At 72.2% G+C, this 17,331-nt stretch carries 15 protein-coding genes; 9 read left to right on the top strand and 6 right to left on the bottom strand.

Going from position 1 to position 17,331, the window contains the following annotated elements; genetic code table 11:
- Nucleotides 1-50 precede the first annotated feature (50 nt).
- From STRNI_RS02770 to STRNI_RS02755, 4 genes are all read right to left on the bottom strand, one after another.
- On the bottom strand, nucleotides 51-719 hold the full coding sequence (locus STRNI_RS02770; protein WP_159483837.1) for an HAD family hydrolase: 669 nt from the start codon (nucleotides 717-719) through the stop codon (nucleotides 51-53).
- Between the two features lie 451 nt (nucleotides 720-1,170).
- The gene (locus STRNI_RS02765) at nucleotides 1,171-1,992 is read right to left on the bottom strand and encodes a class I SAM-dependent methyltransferase (protein ID WP_277410454.1); all 822 of its coding nucleotides are present in this window, start codon (nucleotides 1,990-1,992) and stop codon (nucleotides 1,171-1,173) included.
- Nucleotides 1,993-2,629: 637 nt separating this feature from the next.
- Nucleotides 2,630-3,040: a hypothetical protein gene (locus tag STRNI_RS02760; protein WP_381845766.1), complete on the bottom strand. Its 411-nt coding sequence runs from the start codon at nucleotides 3,038-3,040 to the stop codon at nucleotides 2,630-2,632.
- 265 nt (nucleotides 3,041-3,305) lie between these two features.
- Nucleotides 3,306-3,626 carry a beta-Ig-H3/fasciclin gene (locus STRNI_RS02755; RefSeq protein ID WP_277410453.1) on the bottom strand — a complete coding sequence of 107 codons (321 nt, stop codon included), beginning with the start codon at nucleotides 3,624-3,626 and terminating at the stop codon, nucleotides 3,306-3,308.
- A gap of 473 nt (nucleotides 3,627-4,099) precedes the next feature.
- Between STRNI_RS02755 and STRNI_RS02750 the strand changes: the two genes are divergently transcribed.
- The 9 genes from STRNI_RS02750 to STRNI_RS02710 all read left to right on the top strand — a co-directional run bounded on the left by STRNI_RS02750 (nucleotide 4,100) and on the right by STRNI_RS02710 (nucleotide 14,987).
- Nucleotides 4,100-5,341 (top strand): MFS transporter, encoded by a 1,242-nt coding sequence (locus STRNI_RS02750; protein WP_277410452.1) that lies wholly within the window; start codon nucleotides 4,100-4,102, stop codon nucleotides 5,339-5,341.
- A 483-nt stretch (nucleotides 5,342-5,824) separates the two neighbouring features.
- A complete protein-coding gene (locus STRNI_RS02745) occupies nucleotides 5,825-6,607 on the top strand; it encodes a thioesterase II family protein (protein WP_018091578.1) in 783 nt (260 codons plus the stop codon).
- Nucleotides 6,604-8,214, top strand: a complete 1,611-nt coding sequence (locus STRNI_RS02740) for an MFS transporter (protein WP_277410451.1) — start codon at nucleotides 6,604-6,606, stop codon at nucleotides 8,212-8,214. Before STRNI_RS02745 ends, STRNI_RS02740 begins: the two co-directional genes overlap by 4 nt.
- 346 nt (nucleotides 8,215-8,560) lie before the next feature.
- Complete coding sequence (locus STRNI_RS02735; RefSeq protein ID WP_127154625.1) at nucleotides 8,561-8,824, top strand: acyl carrier protein; 264 nt, start codon at nucleotides 8,561-8,563, stop codon at nucleotides 8,822-8,824.
- The gene (locus tag STRNI_RS02730) at nucleotides 8,824-10,053 is read left to right on the top strand and encodes a beta-ketoacyl-[acyl-carrier-protein] synthase family protein (protein ID WP_159483829.1); all 1,230 of its coding nucleotides are present in this window, start codon (nucleotides 8,824-8,826) and stop codon (nucleotides 10,051-10,053) included. Before STRNI_RS02735 ends, STRNI_RS02730 begins: the two co-directional genes overlap by 1 nt.
- Before the next feature lie 119 nt (nucleotides 10,054-10,172).
- Nucleotides 10,173-11,459, top strand: coding sequence for a polyprenyl synthetase family protein (locus STRNI_RS02725; RefSeq protein WP_274740087.1), 1,287 nt, complete (start codon nucleotides 10,173-10,175; stop codon nucleotides 11,457-11,459).
- A complete protein-coding gene (gene crtI / locus STRNI_RS02720; protein ID WP_018091573.1) occupies nucleotides 11,456-12,991 on the top strand; it encodes a phytoene desaturase family protein in 1,536 nt (511 codons plus the stop codon). The genes STRNI_RS02725 and crtI overlap by 4 nt, the downstream gene beginning before the upstream one ends.
- Entirely contained in the window at nucleotides 12,988-13,977 is a 990-nt protein-coding gene (locus tag STRNI_RS02715; RefSeq protein WP_274740089.1) for a phytoene/squalene synthase family protein, read from the top strand. Before crtI ends, STRNI_RS02715 begins: the two co-directional genes overlap by 4 nt.
- Entirely contained in the window at nucleotides 13,974-14,987 is a 1,014-nt protein-coding gene (locus tag STRNI_RS02710; RefSeq protein WP_274740090.1) for a DUF5914 domain-containing protein, read from the top strand. Before STRNI_RS02715 ends, STRNI_RS02710 begins: the two co-directional genes overlap by 4 nt.
- A 47-nt stretch (nucleotides 14,988-15,034) precedes the next feature.
- On the opposite strand, the gene STRNI_RS02705 is transcribed toward STRNI_RS02710, so the two are convergent.
- A complete protein-coding gene (locus STRNI_RS02705) occupies nucleotides 15,035-16,594 on the bottom strand; it encodes an FAD-dependent oxidoreductase (RefSeq protein WP_277410450.1) in 1,560 nt (519 codons plus the stop codon).
- Nucleotides 16,591-17,319: a class I SAM-dependent methyltransferase gene (locus tag STRNI_RS02700; protein WP_159483817.1), complete on the bottom strand. Its 729-nt coding sequence runs from the start codon at nucleotides 17,317-17,319 to the stop codon at nucleotides 16,591-16,593. The genes STRNI_RS02705 and STRNI_RS02700 overlap by 4 nt, the downstream gene beginning before the upstream one ends.
- Nucleotides 17,320-17,331 lie beyond the last annotated feature (12 nt).

Genomic DNA, 17,331 nt, shown 5'->3' with positions numbered 1-17,331 from the left:
TCAATGGGCAACGGCTGCTACGTGGCCTCGGCGTCGTCCGCCACGGTGAATCAGTTGCTTAGCAGCAAGCCCAACGGCCCACGAAGGTCGGCGGGTTCGCGGTAGTGCACGCCGGTCATGCCGAGCCCGACTGCGGCCTGGATGTTCTCAAGCCGGTCATCCACAAAAAGGCATCGGTCCATGGCGACACCCGCTTGCTCGGCCGCGATCTCGTAGATCTTCCGGTCCGGCTTGGCCACCCCCACCCGGGCACTGCTGACGACATGGTCTGCGAAATCCGCCAGACCCAACGACGCCAGATCGTCCTCCAGTTCCACGGTCGCGTTGGTCACCAGCACCAAGGGCACATGCGCCCGCACCTGAAGAAGCATGGCCACCACAACGTCGTCGGCCCGGAATGGCGCCTCGGCGAGGGCCGTACCCAGTTCGCGCGCTTGGACCTCCGGCACCTGCCCTGCGAGGCCGATCACGATGGACTCCACCCACTGCCGCTTGGTGATCGCGCCGAGGAGCAGCGGCCGATCTATCTCCGGCGCAAATGCCACCTTCTCGGTTGTGCCCTCCATCAGCCCTGCCCCACGCTCCAAGCGTGCCAGCTCCGTCGTGTCGTAGAAGCGGATCACATTGTCGAGGTCGCACAGCACTGCGTCGAAGGGCCTACTGGAGAGCTTCGAAGTCGTCACTAACTTTGGATAACACAGCGACAAGCAGGCAGTCATGGTGCCTTGTGATCTCGTCCCTGAACCGCGCGTCACATCTCTCGGCCGCCGCGGTGAGCGTGTCGAACCGCGCGGCGACCAGCTCGGGAGCGAGCCGGAACGCGTCTTCCGCCGTCGGTGGCTTCGTTCCGGCGACCACCGAGCGCGTCATCGGGCCGAGAGGCACCAGTGGCACGCCGACCCGCGCCAGAAACGCCGCGAACTGGGCGGTCAGTCGTGAGTGGCTTCTCCGCCGAGGCCCCCACCTGCGGTGACCGTGACCAGCAGCCGGAGACCGGGTGGGCTTGATCCGCTTTGACGGACATCTGGGATCAGGGGTTGGCGCCCCGGAAGTTGTCCACCATGGAGAGGAGAGCATGGGGGAGAAGAGGCCGCGTTCCAGTCGCTCGTACATGCCGGAGTTCAAGGCCGAGGTCGTCGAGCTGTGTCGCCGTGGGGGCAGCTCGATCCGCTAGGTGGCCACGGACTGACCTGACGGAATTTCCTTGGGGCGGCGGCCCCATGCGGAGATGGTGATTTGCGGGATGTCGATGAAGGCTGGGTCCTTCAACAGGGTGGCGAACTCGGTTAGGTCGGCTTCAGTGATGAGACCGTCGGCGAGAAGTGCGGGAGCCGCCTGGGTGATGAGAGGGAGCCAGCGGTCTTTGTCCAACCCGCCCATGCAGCCGAGGTTTCCGGTGTAGGCCACCTCGGTCAGTGCGTTGCGCGCGAGGAGGGAGGGCAGGGCGCGGGCCCAGGTCATGTCGGCGCCGTGTTTGCGGTATGTGCGCTGATAGGCGTCGAGGATGCGCCGGACCAGTGGGGATGGCGAGGTATCGGCCGGCAGGTGGTAGGGCTCTTCGATGACGAGCCAGCCACCGGGGGAGAGCCAGCGGGCGGCCCGCGCGATCATCTCGTCGCGGTCCGGAAGATGGCAGAACAGGTAACGGGCATGGATGAGGTCGAAGCTCCCGGGCGCGTAGTCCCGGCGCGTGATGTCGGCTTCCTGGATCTCCAGATTCGCGGCCCGGTCCGCATCCAGGTAGCGGGTGTCGAGATCGGCAGCGACCACGCGCCCGTCCGGGCAGCGTTCGGCGAGCCAGTAGGCGATGGAGCCGGTGCCCGCGCCCAGTTCCAGACAGTTCCATGACGCTTCGATGGGAAGGCCATCGAGGACTCCGGTGGTGAACGCGTCGACGCTGCGCTGGATGGACTCCAAGCGGTCACGTTCACGCTGGGCGTCATTGCTCAACAAGCCGCTGTTGTATGGGGTGGTGGCAGGCTGCTGTGTCATGGGTGCCTTTCTCGTGCGAGTAGCGGGCGTGTGGGGAGTGCGCTGGGGAGCAGGCTCAGCGCTTCGAGCGTCGCAGGCCGGTGCCGCTGGGGCTCCCCATCGTTTCTCTCCGAGGAAGCAGGTAAAAGGGATGTGATCAGTAGTGGTAAGGGACGGTAGTGGAACGGTGCTCTGTTCGGCGGCGGGGACGGCGTCTGGAACAGCGACACCATCGCCAACTTCCACGCCGGGTTCAACTGCTCGCACCGGGCCAGGATCTGCATCAACGGGCCGCTGAACAGCGGAAACGTCTGGAACTCGCAGAACGTTTACCTGTCCGGCGACAACAGCAACAGCGGCAGCCCGACCAACGTCAACGGCAACACCAACGACGACGCCGGCGGCACGACCGGAGCCGAGAACAAGTCCAGCAACGACCAGCAGCACATCGGTGGCGGCGGGAAGCAGAAGTTGTGACCCGACACTGAATCCGCCCTCTCCGCCCCCTCCGGCCCCGGCGCGATCCGGGGCCGGAGGGCTGTGCGGCCGTGGCCGCGCCGGGGGTTGGGCGGAAAACGGCGATCGCCCGGCGGAGTCCGCCGGGCGATCGTGCGACTGCCGCGGCCTCGCGGCCCGGCAGCCTGGGGAGGTCATGGCCTCAGTGCAGAAAGCCTCCCAGGACGCGCTGCACGCTGTTGCCGCTGCCCGACGAGGAGCCCGTCACGGCGTTGCCGCTGTTGGTCGACCCGTTGGTGTTGGCGAGGTTGCCGCTGTTGTTCGGGTTCCCATGGTTGAGGAAGTTGCCGCTGTGGAAACTGTTTCCGCTGCGCACCGGCCCGTTGATACAGGGGTGCGGCGAACGGAACACAGGTGCCTTGTAGTTGAAGTCGGCGAGGCGGTTGTTGCACACCACCCCGGAGACCAAGCCGGTGACGGTGACGAGGTCGGCGCCCACGGCGGCGGAGAGCAGGGATTCGCCCGGAAGGCTCTGAGCGCGGGCAATGCCGCTGCCGAGCAGCACCAGCCCGCACGCACCGGCGATACTGCCCGCCTGCACAATTCTTCTCACACGTCGCTCCTCGCGGCTTCGTCCAACGGCTGCCATGCGTATCGTGCTGCCGCTATCGGGCCGTAGGAGCGTTCACCCCGCAGGCAACGGAACCCTGGCGGCCACAATCAGCCGGGTGGCGCAACAATCCGTGTCACGCACGAGCCCCCCCGGCATCGGCCTTTCCACACGCCGCTGAGACAGCAGACGAGGGGCGCCCGGCAGTCGGGCGCCCCTCGTCATGCCGGGCTTCTTCGTCCGAAGCTGTGGCCCAGCTTGTCGAGCCTTACGGCTGACAGTTGTTGATGGCGAAGACCTGCTGATTGGAGCCCCATGTCCTGAACTTGTACTGATGTCCGGGCGAGATGGTGACGCACCCGCTGTCCGTGCCGTTCGAAACAACCATGCCGACGGCGACGTTGAAGTCGCATTTGTTACTGACATACGCCATCTTGGCCGCCGGCCCCGACGCTCCGTCGACCATGCCAATGACACACGGCGGGGCGGTCCCGGCTGCGGCGGCCGGGCTGGCGAGGCCCACGGTCGTGGCGGTCAGCGCGAGGCCGGCAACGGCCCCTGAAATCACGCGAGTACGGAACGTCGACATGTTTTCCCTCCTGTGACACCTGCGTGACTCACCAATTGGTGCCGATGTAGTTATTCGGCTATTCGACGTCATTTACACGGTCCGGGGTGCAGAGCTGTATGACACCAGGGAAGGTGACCTGCGCCACTGTGGTGCAGTCGGCGACTCGACGCGGAGAGGGGGTCGAAGGGTGTGCCCTGGCCCGAGGGGCGGAACGAGAACTGCCGCCGGGGTTCCGTTAGTTACGTACGCCCCATGCGTACCCGTACCCGCACGGTTATTGGTGTGCGGTGCACGAGGTCCTGCTCACCGAACTGCGTAGAGCCGGCTTCCTCGGCATGGACGAGATCCGCTGGGTCGTAGACCTGTTGAGGGCTTATCGGGGTGGGGTGGCGGGGTGCCTGTGCTCCCCCCGCCACGCAACGCTATCGAACACTACTCATGCTCGAAAGACTAGCTTTCGAACATGAATCATGTTTGCTACGTTCGCTGGCATGGAGAGATCACTGCGAGCCGGCCGACTGGCCACCTTCACGTTCTTCGGGCTCAACGGCTTTGTCATGGGGATGTGGATCGTGCACATCCCCTCCGTGGAGCACCGCGCCGGTATCGGGCACGCGGTGCTCGGCTGGTTGCTGCTGCTTCTCGGGGGCGGTGCGTTCGTCGGGATGCAGCTGGTGGGGCGGCTCACCGACCGCTTCGGCGCCCGGCGAGTCGTGCCGGTGAGCGGGGCGCTGTGCAGCCTGGCCGTGACGCTGCCGGGGCTGGCCACCGATGGCTGGACCCTGGGCGCTGCCCTGTTGGTGCTCGGTTTCGGCAACGGCTGTCTGGACGTCAGCATGAACACCCATGCCGTGCAGGTCGAGCGCGGTTACGGCCGCCCCGTGATGTCCGCCTTCCACGCCGTCTTCTCGATAGGCGGCGTCTTCGCGGCGCTGGTCGGTGCCAGAACCCTCAGCCTCGGCTGGAGCGCGGCGGCGACGCTCGCCGCGACAAGCCTCTTCGGGCTGGTCATCAGCGCATTCGCCGCACCCGCACTGCTGCCGCCCGCATCCGCCCGCGCCGCGAACCCGGCGGCAGCACGTGGCGCGGCCCCACGCACGCCCCCGCGCATCTGGGCGCTGGCGGCGCTCGCGATGATGCTCATGCTCTGCGAAGGGGTCGCCAACGACTGGAGCGTGCTGGATCTGCGCGAGGTGCTCGACGCGCCCCCCGCTACCGCGGCCTTCGCCTACGGTGCCTTTTCCACGGCCATGACCGTCGGACGTCTGCTCACCGACCGGGTGGCCGCGCGCATCGGCCCGGTCGCCGTCCTGCGTTATGGCGCCTCGCTGGCCGCTCTGGGGCTGACAGCGGTGGTGCTCTCCCCGTGGATTCCGCTCGCCCTGTGCGGCTGGGCGGTCTTCGGGGCCGGGCTCTCCGGCTGCATTCCGCAGTTGTTCAGTGCCGCGGGCCACGCGGACCAGGACGCCGCCGGGGCCAATGTCTCCCGGGTGGCCGGCCTCGGCTACCTCGGGATGCTCGCCGGACCCACCGTGATCGGACCACTGACCCATCTGGTCCCGCTCAACCTCACGTTCCTCCTGCCCGTGGCCTTCTGCGCCGTCGCCGCCGGTACGGCCCGTCTGCTCGAACCCCGGGAGGTGACGGCTGCGGGGAGTGCATACGTCCACCCGCGTCCCGAGGCCGGTGCCGTGCCCCGCCGCGGGTTGGAGGGCGACGCCGACGGCCGCTGATGCGGATGACTCGTCAGGCGCGGTGCGATACGGCGTCGTGCCTTGGACGTCGCGTACGGAGGCGCCCTGGGTGAGTGGCGGACGGGGCCGGGCCCTGCCTTATCCCGTGCCCCGCCCCGCGCTGATCGCCCCTCACGGCTGCTCGATATCGCCCCTCACGGCCGCTCGATTGCCGTAGCTGCCGCCGTTGGTGTCAGAGGGGGGCGGTGCCTTGCGTGGTGTGTGGAGTGAGAGGGCGGGGGAGGGCAGGGTCGGCGTGGGCACCGGTCCTGTGGCCGGCCGGAGGTTTCCGTACCCCGTCGGCCGGCCGGAGGTTTCGTACCCCGTCGGCCGGCCGGCCGCTCGGCCGGACGCCCCGGGCGCGAACGGCTGCACGCGGCCCGTCCGGGGCGGCCGGCTGTGCCGGGGCGGGGCCTGAACCAGTGGAGCGCGAGGCGAAGGGCGTGTGTCGTGGGTGTCGGTTTCACAGAAGAGTCGACGTCGGTGACGGTTGCGGCGTCGGCGGTGCCGGAGCGTGTCGTGCTGGCTGCCCGCCCGCAGGCGGCGCTGCGCTTGTATTGTGTGCCGCCCGCCGGGGCCGGCCCGGACTGCTATCTGCGCTGGGCGCCATTGCTGCCGCCCTGGATCGAGCCGTGTTCCGTGGCACTGCCCGGCCGTGGCACACGCGCCGCGGAACCCTCGCTGACCGACCCCGCGTATCTGAGCGCCCGACTCGCCGCGGTACTCGACGACTGGACCGACCCCCGTCCGTTCGCGGTCTTCGGCCACAGTGCGGGCGCGCTGCTGGCCTACGAGGCGACCCGCCATCTGCGGCGCACCCACGGCCGGCTGCCCTCGCTGCTGGCGGTGTCCTCGCTGTCGGCGCCGCATATCGACGCCTACAGTGCGGGCCTGCCACCGCGGCTGACCGCCGGGCTGGAAGGCATCCGCGAACTCGTCGGCCCGATCCCCGACCAACTGCTCGCCGACGCCCGCCTGATGGCCGCGGCCTGCACCCCGCTGCTGGCCGACTGTCTGCTGCTCCTGCACTACCGGCACCGCCCCGAGCCGCCCCTCGATGTGCCGTTGGCCCTCTACGGCGGTGAACACGACCCCGTCACCAGCGTGCAGGACCTCCAGGCATGGAACGACCTGGTCACCACACCGGCCCCGACCCAGCTCTTCCCCGGCGGGCACACCTACCTGCAGACGGAGACGAAAGCACTGGTCGGCCATCTCGCCGGCACCCTCGACGCCGCCGTCAACCGCCCCGTGGCGACGGCATGACGGCCACTGCGCCGGTTCGCACGCCGGCCGTACCCGTGCGCCGCGCGGGAGCGGCCGCCGTGGTGTGCCTGGGCCTGTTCATGCTCGGCCTGGATCTGACGGTTCTGAATGTCGCGGTGCCCGACCTGCAGGGCGGTCTCAACACCTCCACCGCGCAGGTCCAGTGGATCGTCGACGGCTACGCCCTGGTCCTGGGCGGAACGGTGCTGGCCGTGGGAGCCTTCACCGACGCCTGGGGCCGACGGCGTTCCTTCGTCTGCGGTGTGGCGGTCTGTGCGGGGGCCTCGCTGGGCGGCGCGGTGGCCGCGCAGCCCTGGCAGGTGATCGCCGCGCGCTGCACCATGGGGGCCGGGGCCGCGTTGCTGATGCCCGCGACGCTGGCGGTCATCCACCATCTGTTCCCCGAGGCCCGGTTGCGCAGCCGGGCGATCGCCGCGTGGGCCGCGGTCGGCGGAATGGGCGGCCTGTGCGGTCCGGTCATCGGTGGCTGGCTGGTGGAGCACTTCTCCTGGCGCGCCGCCTTCTGGATCAATCTGCCGCCGGCCGCCGTCATCATCGTCCTGGCCCTGCTCCTGGTGCCCGAGTCCCATGCGCGGCGGCGGGCCGGCTTCGATGTGCCCGGTGCCCTCCTGTCCGCGGCGGGGCTGCTGGTCCTGGTGTGGTCGATCACCGAGAGCCCGCACCGCGGCTGGACGAGTCCGGCCGCCCTGACCGGATTCGCCGCCGCCGCGCTGCTGCTCGCCGCCTTCGTCCGCCGCCAGTTGCACGCGCCCGCACCGATGCTCCCGTTGTCCCTGCTGCGGGTGCCGGCCATCGGGGTGGCCGCGGCGGCCCTGGCGCTGATGTCCTTCGCCATGTTCGGGGCGCTGTTCGTGCTCACCCTCTACCTCCAGGGGGTGCTGGGCTTCAGCCCCTGGCAGGCCGGAGTGCGGACGCTGCCCCTGCCGGCCGGACTGGCCCTCGGCGCGGTGTGCGCCGTACCCGTACGGGCACGGCTGGGGGGCCGGGTCCCCGTCGTGGGCGGTCTGGCCCTGGTGTCGGCCGGCTTCGCGATCCTGGCGACCACCACCCCGGACTCCGACTACCCGCACTGCGCGGCCTTCCAGCTGGTGGCGGGCGTCGGCGCCGGACTGGTGGCGGCAGCGGCCACCGAATCGGTGATGGGCTCGGTCGCCACCGAAAGAGCCGGACTCGGCTCGGCCATCAACGACGCCACCCGCCAGGTCGGCTCCGCCCTCGGGGTGGCGGTCCAGGGCTCCCTGCTGGCGGCCGTCTTCACCTCCCGGCTCTCCGCCTCCCTCACCGATCTGCACGCCCCCGCTCCGGTGGCCGCGGCGGCCCGGCACAGCATGCTGTCCGTACCCGCACAGGCCATGCGGCTGCCCGGCCCGTTGCGCAGCGGCGTGCTGTCCGCCGCACGAAGAGCCTTCACGGACGCCATGACGCTGACCGCCATCGTCGCCGGAGTCGTCACCCTGCTCACCGCCGCGGCCGCCGCCCGCTGGCTCGGCCGGCCGGACCGCCCCCACGGTGCGTCACCCGACGGCCGTGCCCGGCTCCGTGGACCGCAGCCGGCACCCAGGGAAGAAGAGCGTCCGGCGCTATAGAGCGATAAGTCACTCGTTCGGAGGTGCCTTCATGACCAGGGCCCGGGGACACGGTCGGCGACAGTAGAGCGCGAGACCGACCCCTGCGCACCGGCCCCCGGTGCCGGCCGCCCCTGCCCGCCTGGAGCCACGATGAACGCCCCGTCCGCACCTGCATATCCCACGGTGCCCCGGGCTCCTGCGGCGCGGACCCGCGGTTCCTGTCCGCAGCGACGCCTAGGGCGCGTCCGCACAGTCCCGTCCGGCTCTCCGGGCGGACGGCGGGACTTTGCGGACACCCCCTGGCCCCCGGACAGCGCCCCGCCCACGACGGCCGGCACGACCACCCCAACCGAAGGAGTCACCCGTGCCCACCAGTGCAGAGCTGATCACCAGCACCCTCACCGAGACCTTCGACCTCGACCCCGCCGAGGTCACCCCCGAGCGCACCTTCGAGGACCTGGGCCTGGACTCCCTCGCGCTCGTCGAGATGGGCCTGATGCTGCAGGAGCGCACCGGGATCTCCCTGGACGACGTTCCGCTGCGGACGACCATCGGCGAACTCGCCGCGCTGATGGACAGCAGTACGGCCGACAAGGCCCTGACCACCGCGCCGAACAGCAGCAGCTGATGCCCGGTCAGTGCCGTGAGGTCGCCGTCACCGGGCTGGGTGTCATCAGCCCGGCCGGGATCGGCGCACGGGCCACCTGGGACACCCTGCTCACCGGCCGGTCCACCGCCACCCGGGACGCGGGGCTCGTGGGACTGCCGGTGGACATCTCCTGCCAGGTGCCCGACTTCGACACCGCACGCCTGGTCGGCCGGAAAGCCGCCTGGCGGCTGGACCGGTTCGTCGCCATGGCCCTCCTCGCCGCCCGGCACGCCGTCGCCGACGCCGGACTCAGCCCCGCCGAGTGGGACGCCTCGCGCGTCGGAGTGGTCATGGGCACGGGCACCGGAAGCATGGAACGCTATGTCACCGAGTTCGCCAAGCTCGCGGCCGGCCGCCCGCTGGACATCTCGCCCCTCGCCATCACCCGCAGCGTGCCCAACATGGCAGCCGCCGAGATCGCCCTCGACCTGACGGCCACCGGGCCCAACTTCGCGGTCTCCACCGCCTGCGCCTCCGGCAGCAGCGCCCTCGGCATCGCCCGCGACCTGCTGCGCGCCGGAACCTGCGACCTCGTGCTGGCCGGCGGCGCGGAATCCGCCCGCCACCCCATCCCCGCGGCCTGCTTCCACCGCATGGGCGCGCTGTCCCGGCGTACGGAGGACCCCGCGGGCGCCAGCCGGCCCTTCGACGCCGCACGCGACGGTTTCGTCCTCTCGGAAGGCGCCGCCGTCCTGGTGCTGGAACGCCCCGAGCACGCCCGTGCCCGTGGTGCGAGCCCGCGCGCGCAGCTGGTCGGTTACGGGGCGAGCTGCGATGCCTTCCACTACGCCGCTCCCGACCCCGAGGGCCGGGGCGCCGCGGCCGCCCTCACCGCCGCCCTGGCCGACGCCGGCCTGGCGCCCGGGGACATCGATCACATCAACGCGCACGGCACCGGAACCCGCCTGAACGACCTGGCGGAGGCCAGGGCCCTGCACACCGTCTTCGCCGAGCCCCCCGCCGTCACCTCCCTCAAAGGCGCGCTCGGCCACGCCATCGGCGCGGCGGGCGCCATCGAGGCGGCCGTCACGGTCATGAGCCTCCAACAGGACACCATCCCGCCCACCGCCAACCACGAGGACCCCGACCTCGATATCGACCTGGACATCGTGGCCAAGGCCCCTCGCCAGACGCCCCTGTCCGCCGCCGCCAGCACGTCCTTCGGCTTCGGCGGCCAGAACGCCGCCCTCGTCTTCCGGTCCGCCTGACCCGCGGGCCGGGCCGCGCACGGCCGCCGTGACCGGCACCGCGAGCCCGCCGCGGCGTCGCCGACGGACTCCGCGGCCCGTTCCGACCTCCGCCGACCGACGCGCCGAGAGGAATCACGATGCGCCGTCGTACCGGGGCAACCGCCCCCCTCGCGCTGCGCGATGCCGGCCCGCCGCCGTCCGGCTGCCCGTCCGGGAACGCACTTCCGGGCCGTGGTGACACCTGCTCAGCCGGCCTCGGGCCGGACACCGTCGATGCGGATGTGCCGGCCGCCGTCGGCCGGATGCTCGTCGGCGTCCTCGGGGAGCAGGTCGCGCGGGCGGCCGAGATCGAGGGCACCTTCGCCCGGGATGTGGCCGCGCGGGTCGCGCGCTTCACCCTGGAAGGGGGCAAGCGCACCCGCTCGCAATTCCTGTGGTGGGGGCTACGGTCCTGCGAGGACCGGCCGGGCGCCTGTGCCGTGGAGCCGGCGCTCCGGGTGTCCGCCGCCGTCGAACTCATCCAGACCTGTGCGCTCATCCACGACGACGCCATGGACCGGTCACCGCTGCGCCGCGGCAGGCCCGCGGTCCACGCCGAATTCGCCGGCCAGTACGCGACGCCGGGCACCGCGGAAGCGGCCGGGCGGTTCGGCACCTCCGCCGCGGTACTCGCCGGTGATCTCGCCCTCGCCTGGGCGGATGACACGGTCGCCGGTGCGGAACTCGGTGCGGAGACCGCTCCGCGGGTGCGGCACATCTGGCGGGCGATGCGGATGGAAATGGTGGCCGGTCAGTATCTCGACCTGTACGGCCAGGTCGCCGGCTCCCGTTCGGCGGCACTGGCCGTCCGTACCGCGTACCTCAAGAGCGCGCGCTACTCGGTGGAGCGGCCGCTCGCGCTCGGTGCGGCCCTGGCCGGCGCCGATGAGGACACCACCCGGGCACTGTGTGCCGCCGGCCGCTGCGCCGGGGTCGCCTTCCAGTTCCAGGACGATCTGATGGGGGTGTTCGGGGACCAGGACCGGACCGGCAAACCGTCCGGCGGCGACATCCGGGAGGGGAAGCTCACCTATCTGCTGGCGGTCGGCCGGGCCCGGGCCATGGAGCGCGGTGACCGGGCGGCCCTCGCGCTCCTCGACCGCTGTGTCGGCGACAGCGAACTGGACGCCGCGGATCTGGAGCGGGTACGTGCCGTCCTCGTCGCCACCGGAGCGCTCGGCCTCGTCGAACTGCGCATTCACCGGCTGGTCGCGCGCAGCATCCGCCATCTGGCCGCGGCCGCCCTGGAACCCTCCGCGGCCGCCCGGCTGCGCGGCCTCTTCGCTTCCGTCGCCGGCCTGCGCACCGCCACCGTCCGGGGCCCGGCACCCGACGTAATCACCTCGCCCGTACCCGCCGGGGTGGCCGAAGGGGGCGCCGTATGAGAACCGTCAAGGGCCCCACCGACCACGTGGTGGTGGTCGGCGCCGGTCTCTCCGGGCTGTCCGCCGCGCTGCATCTGCTCGGCGCCGGCCGGCGGGTGACGGTCGTCGAGAGTGCGGCGCTGCCCGGCGGCCGGGCAGGCCGGATCGAGAGCCACGGCTACCGCATCGACACCGGCCCGACCGTGCTGACCATGCCGGACCTCATCGACGAGGCGTTCGCCGCGGTCGGTGAACGGCTCACCGACCGGATGGAGCTGCGGGCCCTGCACCCGGCGTACCGCGCCCAGTTCGCCGACGGCAGCGAGCTGGACGTCCACACCGACGCGGAGGCCATGGAGGCCGAGGTCGAACGGTTCGCCGGACCCGGGGCCGCCGACGGTTACCGCCGGCTGCGCCGCTGGCTCCAGCAGCTGTACGCGGTCCAGCGCCACCGCTTCATCGACACCAACTTCGACTCACCGCTGCAGCTGATGCACCCGGACCTGGTCCGCCTCGCCGCACTCGGCGGATTCGGCCGGCTCGACGACCGGATCGGCCGCTTCCTGCCCGACGCCCGGCTGCGCAGGGTCTTCTCCTTCCAGGCGCTGTACGCCGGGGTCCCGCCCGCGCGTGCCCTGGCCGCCTACGCCGTCATCGCCTACATGGACACGGTCGCCGGGGTGTACTTCCCCCGCGGCGGGATGTACGCCCTGCCCCGGGCGATGGCGGACGCGGCCGCCGACGCCGGTGCCGCTTTCCGCTACGGCCACCACGTCACCCGGCTGGAACGCACCGGCGACCGGATCACGGCGGTGGTCACCCCGCACGAGCGCATTCCCTGTGACGCGGTGGTGCTCACCCCCGACCTGCCGGTCGTCCACCGGCTGCTCGGCCGGCGGCCCCGCCGCCCGGTCCGGCTCCGCCACGCGCCGTCCGCGGTGATCCTGCACGCCGGCACCGACCGGACCTGGCCCCGTCTGGCGCACCACACGATCTCCTTCGGCGCCGCCTGGGAGCGGACCTTCGAGGAACTCACCCGCACCGGTCAGCTGATGAGCGACCCCTCCCTGCTGCTCACCCGCCCCACCGCCTCCGACCCGCAACTCGCCCCGCCCGGACGCCACTTGCACTACATCCTGGCGCCCTGCCCCAACACCGACACCGGCCCCGGGGCGGGGGAGTGGCGCGACCTCGCCCCCCGGTACCGCGACAGCCTGCTCGCCGTCCTCGAACGCCGGGGGCTCACCGGCATCGGCGCCGCCATCGAGGAGTACCGCATGGTCACCCCGGCCGACTGGACCGCACAGGGGCTCGCCGCCGGAACGCCGTTCTCCGCCGCACACACCTTTGCGCAGACCGGCCCCTTCCGCCCCCGCAACCTCGTACGCGGCACGGAGAACGCCGTACTGGCGGGCTGCGGCACCACCCCGGGCGTCGGCGTCCCCACCGTCCTGATCTCCGGCAAACTCGCCGCGGCCCGGATCACCGGCCTGCGGCCGCCCCGCTCCACCGCCGGTTCGTCCCGCCCCGCCACGAGAGGCATCCCGGCATGACCGCACGCGAACTGGACGCCGCAGGCGTCACCGATCCCCGGCTCCGCGAGGCCTACGCCCACTGCCGCCGGCTCAACGCCCGGCACGGCAAGACCTATTTCCTCGCCACCCGGCTGCTGCCCGCGGGACGCCGGCCGGCCGTACACGCCCTGTACGGCTTCGCCCGCTGGGCCGACGACATCGTCGACGACCCCGCCACCGGTCACACCACCGCGGACCGCGCACACGCGCTCGACGCCCTCCAGCGTTGCCTCGACGACGGCTTGCGTGGCGGCGCGAGCACCGAGCCGGTGGTGCGCGCGGTGGCACACACCGCCGCCGTGTACGGCATCGACCACCGTCACTTCGCGGACTTCATGACGTCCATGCGCAGCGATCTGACGGTGACGGACTATCCGACCTACGCCGATCTGCGGCGCTATATGCACGGCTCCGCCGCGGTGATGGGACTGCAGATGCTGCCGGTGCTCGGCACCGTCGTACCGCAGGAGGAAGCCGTGCCGCACGCCGCGGCCCTCGGTATCGCCTTCCAGCTCACCAACTTCCTGCGCGATGTCGGCGAAGACCTCGACCGTGGCCGCGTCTACCTCCCTGCCGACCTGCTCGCGGCGCACGGCGTCGACCGCGCACTGCTCCGGTGGAGCCGCGACACCGGCCTCCCCGACCCGCGGATCACCGCGGCCCTGGCGGCGGCCGCCGAGCTCACCCGCGGTGTCTACCGCGAGGCGGCACCCGGCCTCGCCATGCTCGACCCGGTCTCCCGCCCGTGCATCCGCACCGCGTTCGTCCTCTACGGCGCCATCCTCGACGCCGTGCGTGACGACGGGTACGCCGTGCTGCACCGCCGCGCCGTCGTCTCCCGCCGACGCCGCGCGGCCACCGCCCTCGGCGGTCTGGCCCGTCTCGTCGCCGCTCGCGCCACCGTCCGGCCGCCCGGTGTGCGGCGTGGCGGAGTGCCGCACTACGCGCAGGAGGAGACCCCATGACCCAGGAGGCCCGCCGTCCCCCGCGCCTTCCGCTCCGGCTGCGCCGCAGACCCGAGCCGTGGGATCGCCAGCGCCCCACCTGGCGCGACGCCAAACCCGCGCGCATCGCCGAGGCCGTCAAGGCCGCACTCGCGCGACCGTCCGGCAATTGGTTCGTCCTCGGCGCGGCCCGCGACATCGGTGCGGACCGTGCCGTCGGCCGTACTGTCGCCGGGATCGAGGTGGTCGCCTGGCGGGACGCCGCAGGCCGCCTGCTCGCGGGCCCCGGGGCGTGCCCGCACCTCGGCGCGCCCCTCGCTCAGGGGCCCGTGCGCTGTGGCATCCTCCGCTGCCGGTGGCACGGACTCCCCCTGGACGGTGCTCCGTTCGCCGGCTGGGAGCCGTTCCCTGCCTACGACGACGGACTGCTGGCCTGGGTACGGCTCGACGAGGCGGGCGGTGAACGCCCGCTGCCACAGCCCGTGCTCCCCGCCCGGCCGAAGGCGGCGGGCGCCGTCGCCACCGTCTACACCGCCACCGGCTGCTGTGAACCCGAGGACGTGGTGGCCAACCGCCTCGATCCCTGGCACGGTGCCTGGTTCCACCCCTACTCCTTCGTCGACCTCACCGTGCTCGACGCCCCGGCGGAGCACGGCGGGAAACCGTCCGACGGCCTCACCGTCGAGGTCTCCTTCAAGGTCGCCGGACGTGCGGTGGTGCCGGTCACGGCGCTGTTCACCGCCCCCGGGCCCCGTACGGTGGTGATGCGGATCCTGGCAGGCGAAGGACAGGGGTCCGTGGTGGAAACCCATGCCACGCCCCTGGGCCCGGACGACCGGGGACGCCCGCGCACCGCGGTCGTCGAAGCGATCGTCGCCACCTCCGGGCGCCCCGGATTCGCCCTGGCGCGTGCGGCCGCGCCCGCCCTGCGTCCGCTGATGCGCGCCGCCGCGCGACGGCTGTGGCGGGACGATCTGGCCTACGCCGAGCGCCGCTGGGAACTGCGCAGCAGCGGACGCCATCCGGGCTGACACCAGCCGATGCCCGTGCCGGTGTGGGTCCGGATGGCGCGCCCCGGTCACCACCCGGCCCGCCGGGCCGCCCACCGCAGGGCCGCCGACCGCCCCCGGTCCGGCACGGTCCACAGGGTCTGGCCGCGTACGCCCCAGCGCGCCAGCAGCGCATTGGCCGCGAGGAACCCGGTCGTCGCGGCCCGCTCCATCAGCGCCACCGGGAACGAGGTCCGCACCGTGTCGCCCGCGACCACCACCCGGGGGTCGGGGGTGCGCACGGTGGGCCGGTCGTCGAAGCCGCCCACCGGGAACAGCGGACAGTCCGCGCGCCACTCATCACGCCGGTCGATGATCCTGACCCCATGGGTCTCCGGATAGACGGCGCTCAACTGCCGTACCAGACTCTGCTGTTCGCGCTCCCGGTCGGCTCCCGGAGCGACGGCGTAGGCGTGCAGTTCGAGCACCGAGCCGCCGGTGCGGGCGGACCAGCGGGCCGCCTCGCCTTCCCAGCGCTCCAGCACGCTGACATTGTCCAGCGAGCCGAAACCGCTGGTGCCCAGGAAGCCGGGCCGGTCGGCGGAGACCCGCCGCTCCAGCCACAGCCGGGACACAAGGAAGGGCGGCGCGGTCCGCAGCCGCCCGATCCGCGCCCGCCAGGCGGCGTCCCCCAACTCGGGTGAGGCGGCGACGAGGCGGCGCAGTCCGCCCGGGTCCAGCGCCAGCACCACCGCGTCGAACCGGCGGTCCGCGCCCTCCCCGGCGACGCGCACCCCACCGCCCGCCACCGGCTCGACCCGCGTCACCTCCGTGTCCGTGCACAGGTGGACGCCGTGCCCCGCGAGATACCGGCCGAGGGGGTGCCACAGTGCCTGCGGGAACGGCTCGTCGGGCACATCGAACAGCAGCCCTTCACTGGAGCCGAGGAAATAGATGTGGAACATCAGCACCAGCTCCGCGGCCGACAGTTCGCGCGGGTCCGCGAAGAAGCTCCGGGAGAACACCTCGAACGCGAGATGACGCGCGGCCTCGGGAAAGCGGATACGGGAGAGGAAGTCCCAGGCACTGATGCGGTCCAGCCGCTGATAGACCTGCGGGACCCGTACGTCCAGCAGGGGCAGGGCGGCGCCGGGGCGCATCCGTACCAGGTCCCGCCAGGTGAAGGTGGGGCTGAGCGCCACAAAGCCCAGTGCGCTCCAGGGCGGTGTCCGGGGCACCCGCGCGAAGCTGTCCCGCATGCCCGACCGGTGGTGCAGCGGGTAGTCGGGCAGCCGTCTGAGCATCCCCAGCCCCGGGTCGACCCGGCACAGCAGCCCCCGCAGGTTGTAGTACTGGGGAAAGAACGCATGGAACCCGCGGCTCATGGTCGCCGTCGAGCCGTCGGCGAGCCGCACGGGCCAGCCCGCCAGCCGTCCGCCGAGGACCCCGGCACGTTCGTACAGGGTCACCCGCACCCCGCGCTCGGCTAGCGCGGTCGCGGCGGAGAGGCCCGCGATACCGCCGCCGATCACCGCCACCTCCGGACCGCCGTCCGCCGCCCGCTCCCGCCCCGGTGGCCCCGGCACCGTCCGGGCCCGCCGGTCGCGTCCGCGTCGCGCGGCCCCGCCGTTGTCGCGTCGAGGTGTCATGCCCCCTCCTCGTGGGCGCCGGCCGTGGCCGCGACGAAGGTGTGGGTGATGCCGGTCTGCCAGCCGGGCAGCGGCAGGGCCCGCACCTGCCGGAAGCCCGCCCGGCGCAGCCGCCCGGTGAACTCCGCGGCGGTGTCGAACGCGAGGACGCTGCGCCACAGATGGCGGTACAGCCCGGCGTCGCCCGCGAGCCGCCCGGCCGGCCGCAGGATTCCGGTGCACACCGCCGTCCACACGGCGCGCGGCACCGCACCGCCGGTCAGGGTGTACTCATGAACGGCCAGCCGCCCGCCCGGAGTCAGCGCCTCCCGTACCGCCCCGAGGACCGCATCCGGGTCCGTGACATTGCGGAAGAGGTACGCGGCGAAGACGGCGTCGAAGCCACCGGTCACCCCGGCGTCGGCCAGTCGTTCCACCGGCGCGTGCACGAAGGAGACCCCGCGCGGCCAGGGCTTGGCGGCGGCGCGCGCCAGCATGCCGGCCGAGGCGTCGACGGCGACGATCTCGGCGTGCGGGGCGAGGGCGAGCAGCGCCGCCGTCGAGGCGCCGGTGCCGCACCCCAGATCCAGCACGCGCAGTCCACGGCCTTCGTCGGGCAGGCCCAACCGCCTTACGGAGCGGCGCAGTTGACCGTGATAGCCGGGGTTCACCGCGACCAGCCGGTCATAAGTGCGGGACGCGTGGTCGAAGGCGGCGGACAGCTCGCCATCGTGCAGCAGTGCCATGGATGTCTCTCC

It is taken from the genome of Streptomyces nigrescens (assembly GCF_027626975.1).
Classification (GTDB): Bacteria; Actinomycetota; Actinomycetes; order Streptomycetales; family Streptomycetaceae; genus Streptomyces; species Streptomyces nigrescens.
Note: the sequence above shows the minus strand (reverse complement) of the source record. Positions and strands in the feature narration are given on the sequence as shown.

Bases quoted from the DNA above. Each gene is read 5' to 3' on its own strand.
- STRNI_RS02770 (WP_159483837.1), bottom strand. From the start codon at position 719: ATGACTGCCTGCTTGTCGCTGTGTTATCCAAAGTTAGTGACGACTTCG.
- STRNI_RS02730 (WP_159483829.1), top strand. From the start codon at position 8,824: ATGCCCGGTCAGTGCCGTGAGGTCGCCGTCACCGGGCTGGGTGTCATC.
- STRNI_RS02710 (WP_274740090.1), top strand. From the start codon at position 13,974: ATGACCCAGGAGGCCCGCCGTCCCCCGCGCCTTCCGCTCCGGCTGCGC.
- STRNI_RS02740 (WP_277410451.1), top strand. From the start codon at position 6,604: ATGACGGCCACTGCGCCGGTTCGCACGCCGGCCGTACCCGTGCGCCGC.
- STRNI_RS02765 (WP_277410454.1), bottom strand. From the start codon at position 1,992: ATGACACAGCAGCCTGCCACCACCCCATACAACAGCGGCTTGTTGAGC.
- crtI (WP_018091573.1), top strand. From the start codon at position 11,456: ATGAGAACCGTCAAGGGCCCCACCGACCACGTGGTGGTGGTCGGCGCC.
- STRNI_RS02755 (WP_277410453.1), bottom strand. From the start codon at position 3,626: ATGTCGACGTTCCGTACTCGCGTGATTTCAGGGGCCGTTGCCGGCCTC.
- STRNI_RS02725 (WP_274740087.1), top strand. From the start codon at position 10,173: ATGCGCCGTCGTACCGGGGCAACCGCCCCCCTCGCGCTGCGCGATGCC.
- STRNI_RS02750 (WP_277410452.1), top strand. From the start codon at position 4,100: ATGGAGAGATCACTGCGAGCCGGCCGACTGGCCACCTTCACGTTCTTC.
- STRNI_RS02700 (WP_159483817.1), bottom strand. From the start codon at position 17,319: ATGGCACTGCTGCACGATGGCGAGCTGTCCGCCGCCTTCGACCACGCG.
- STRNI_RS02715 (WP_274740089.1), top strand. From the start codon at position 12,988: ATGACCGCACGCGAACTGGACGCCGCAGGCGTCACCGATCCCCGGCTC.
- STRNI_RS02705 (WP_277410450.1), bottom strand. From the start codon at position 16,594: ATGACACCTCGACGCGACAACGGCGGGGCCGCGCGACGCGGACGCGAC.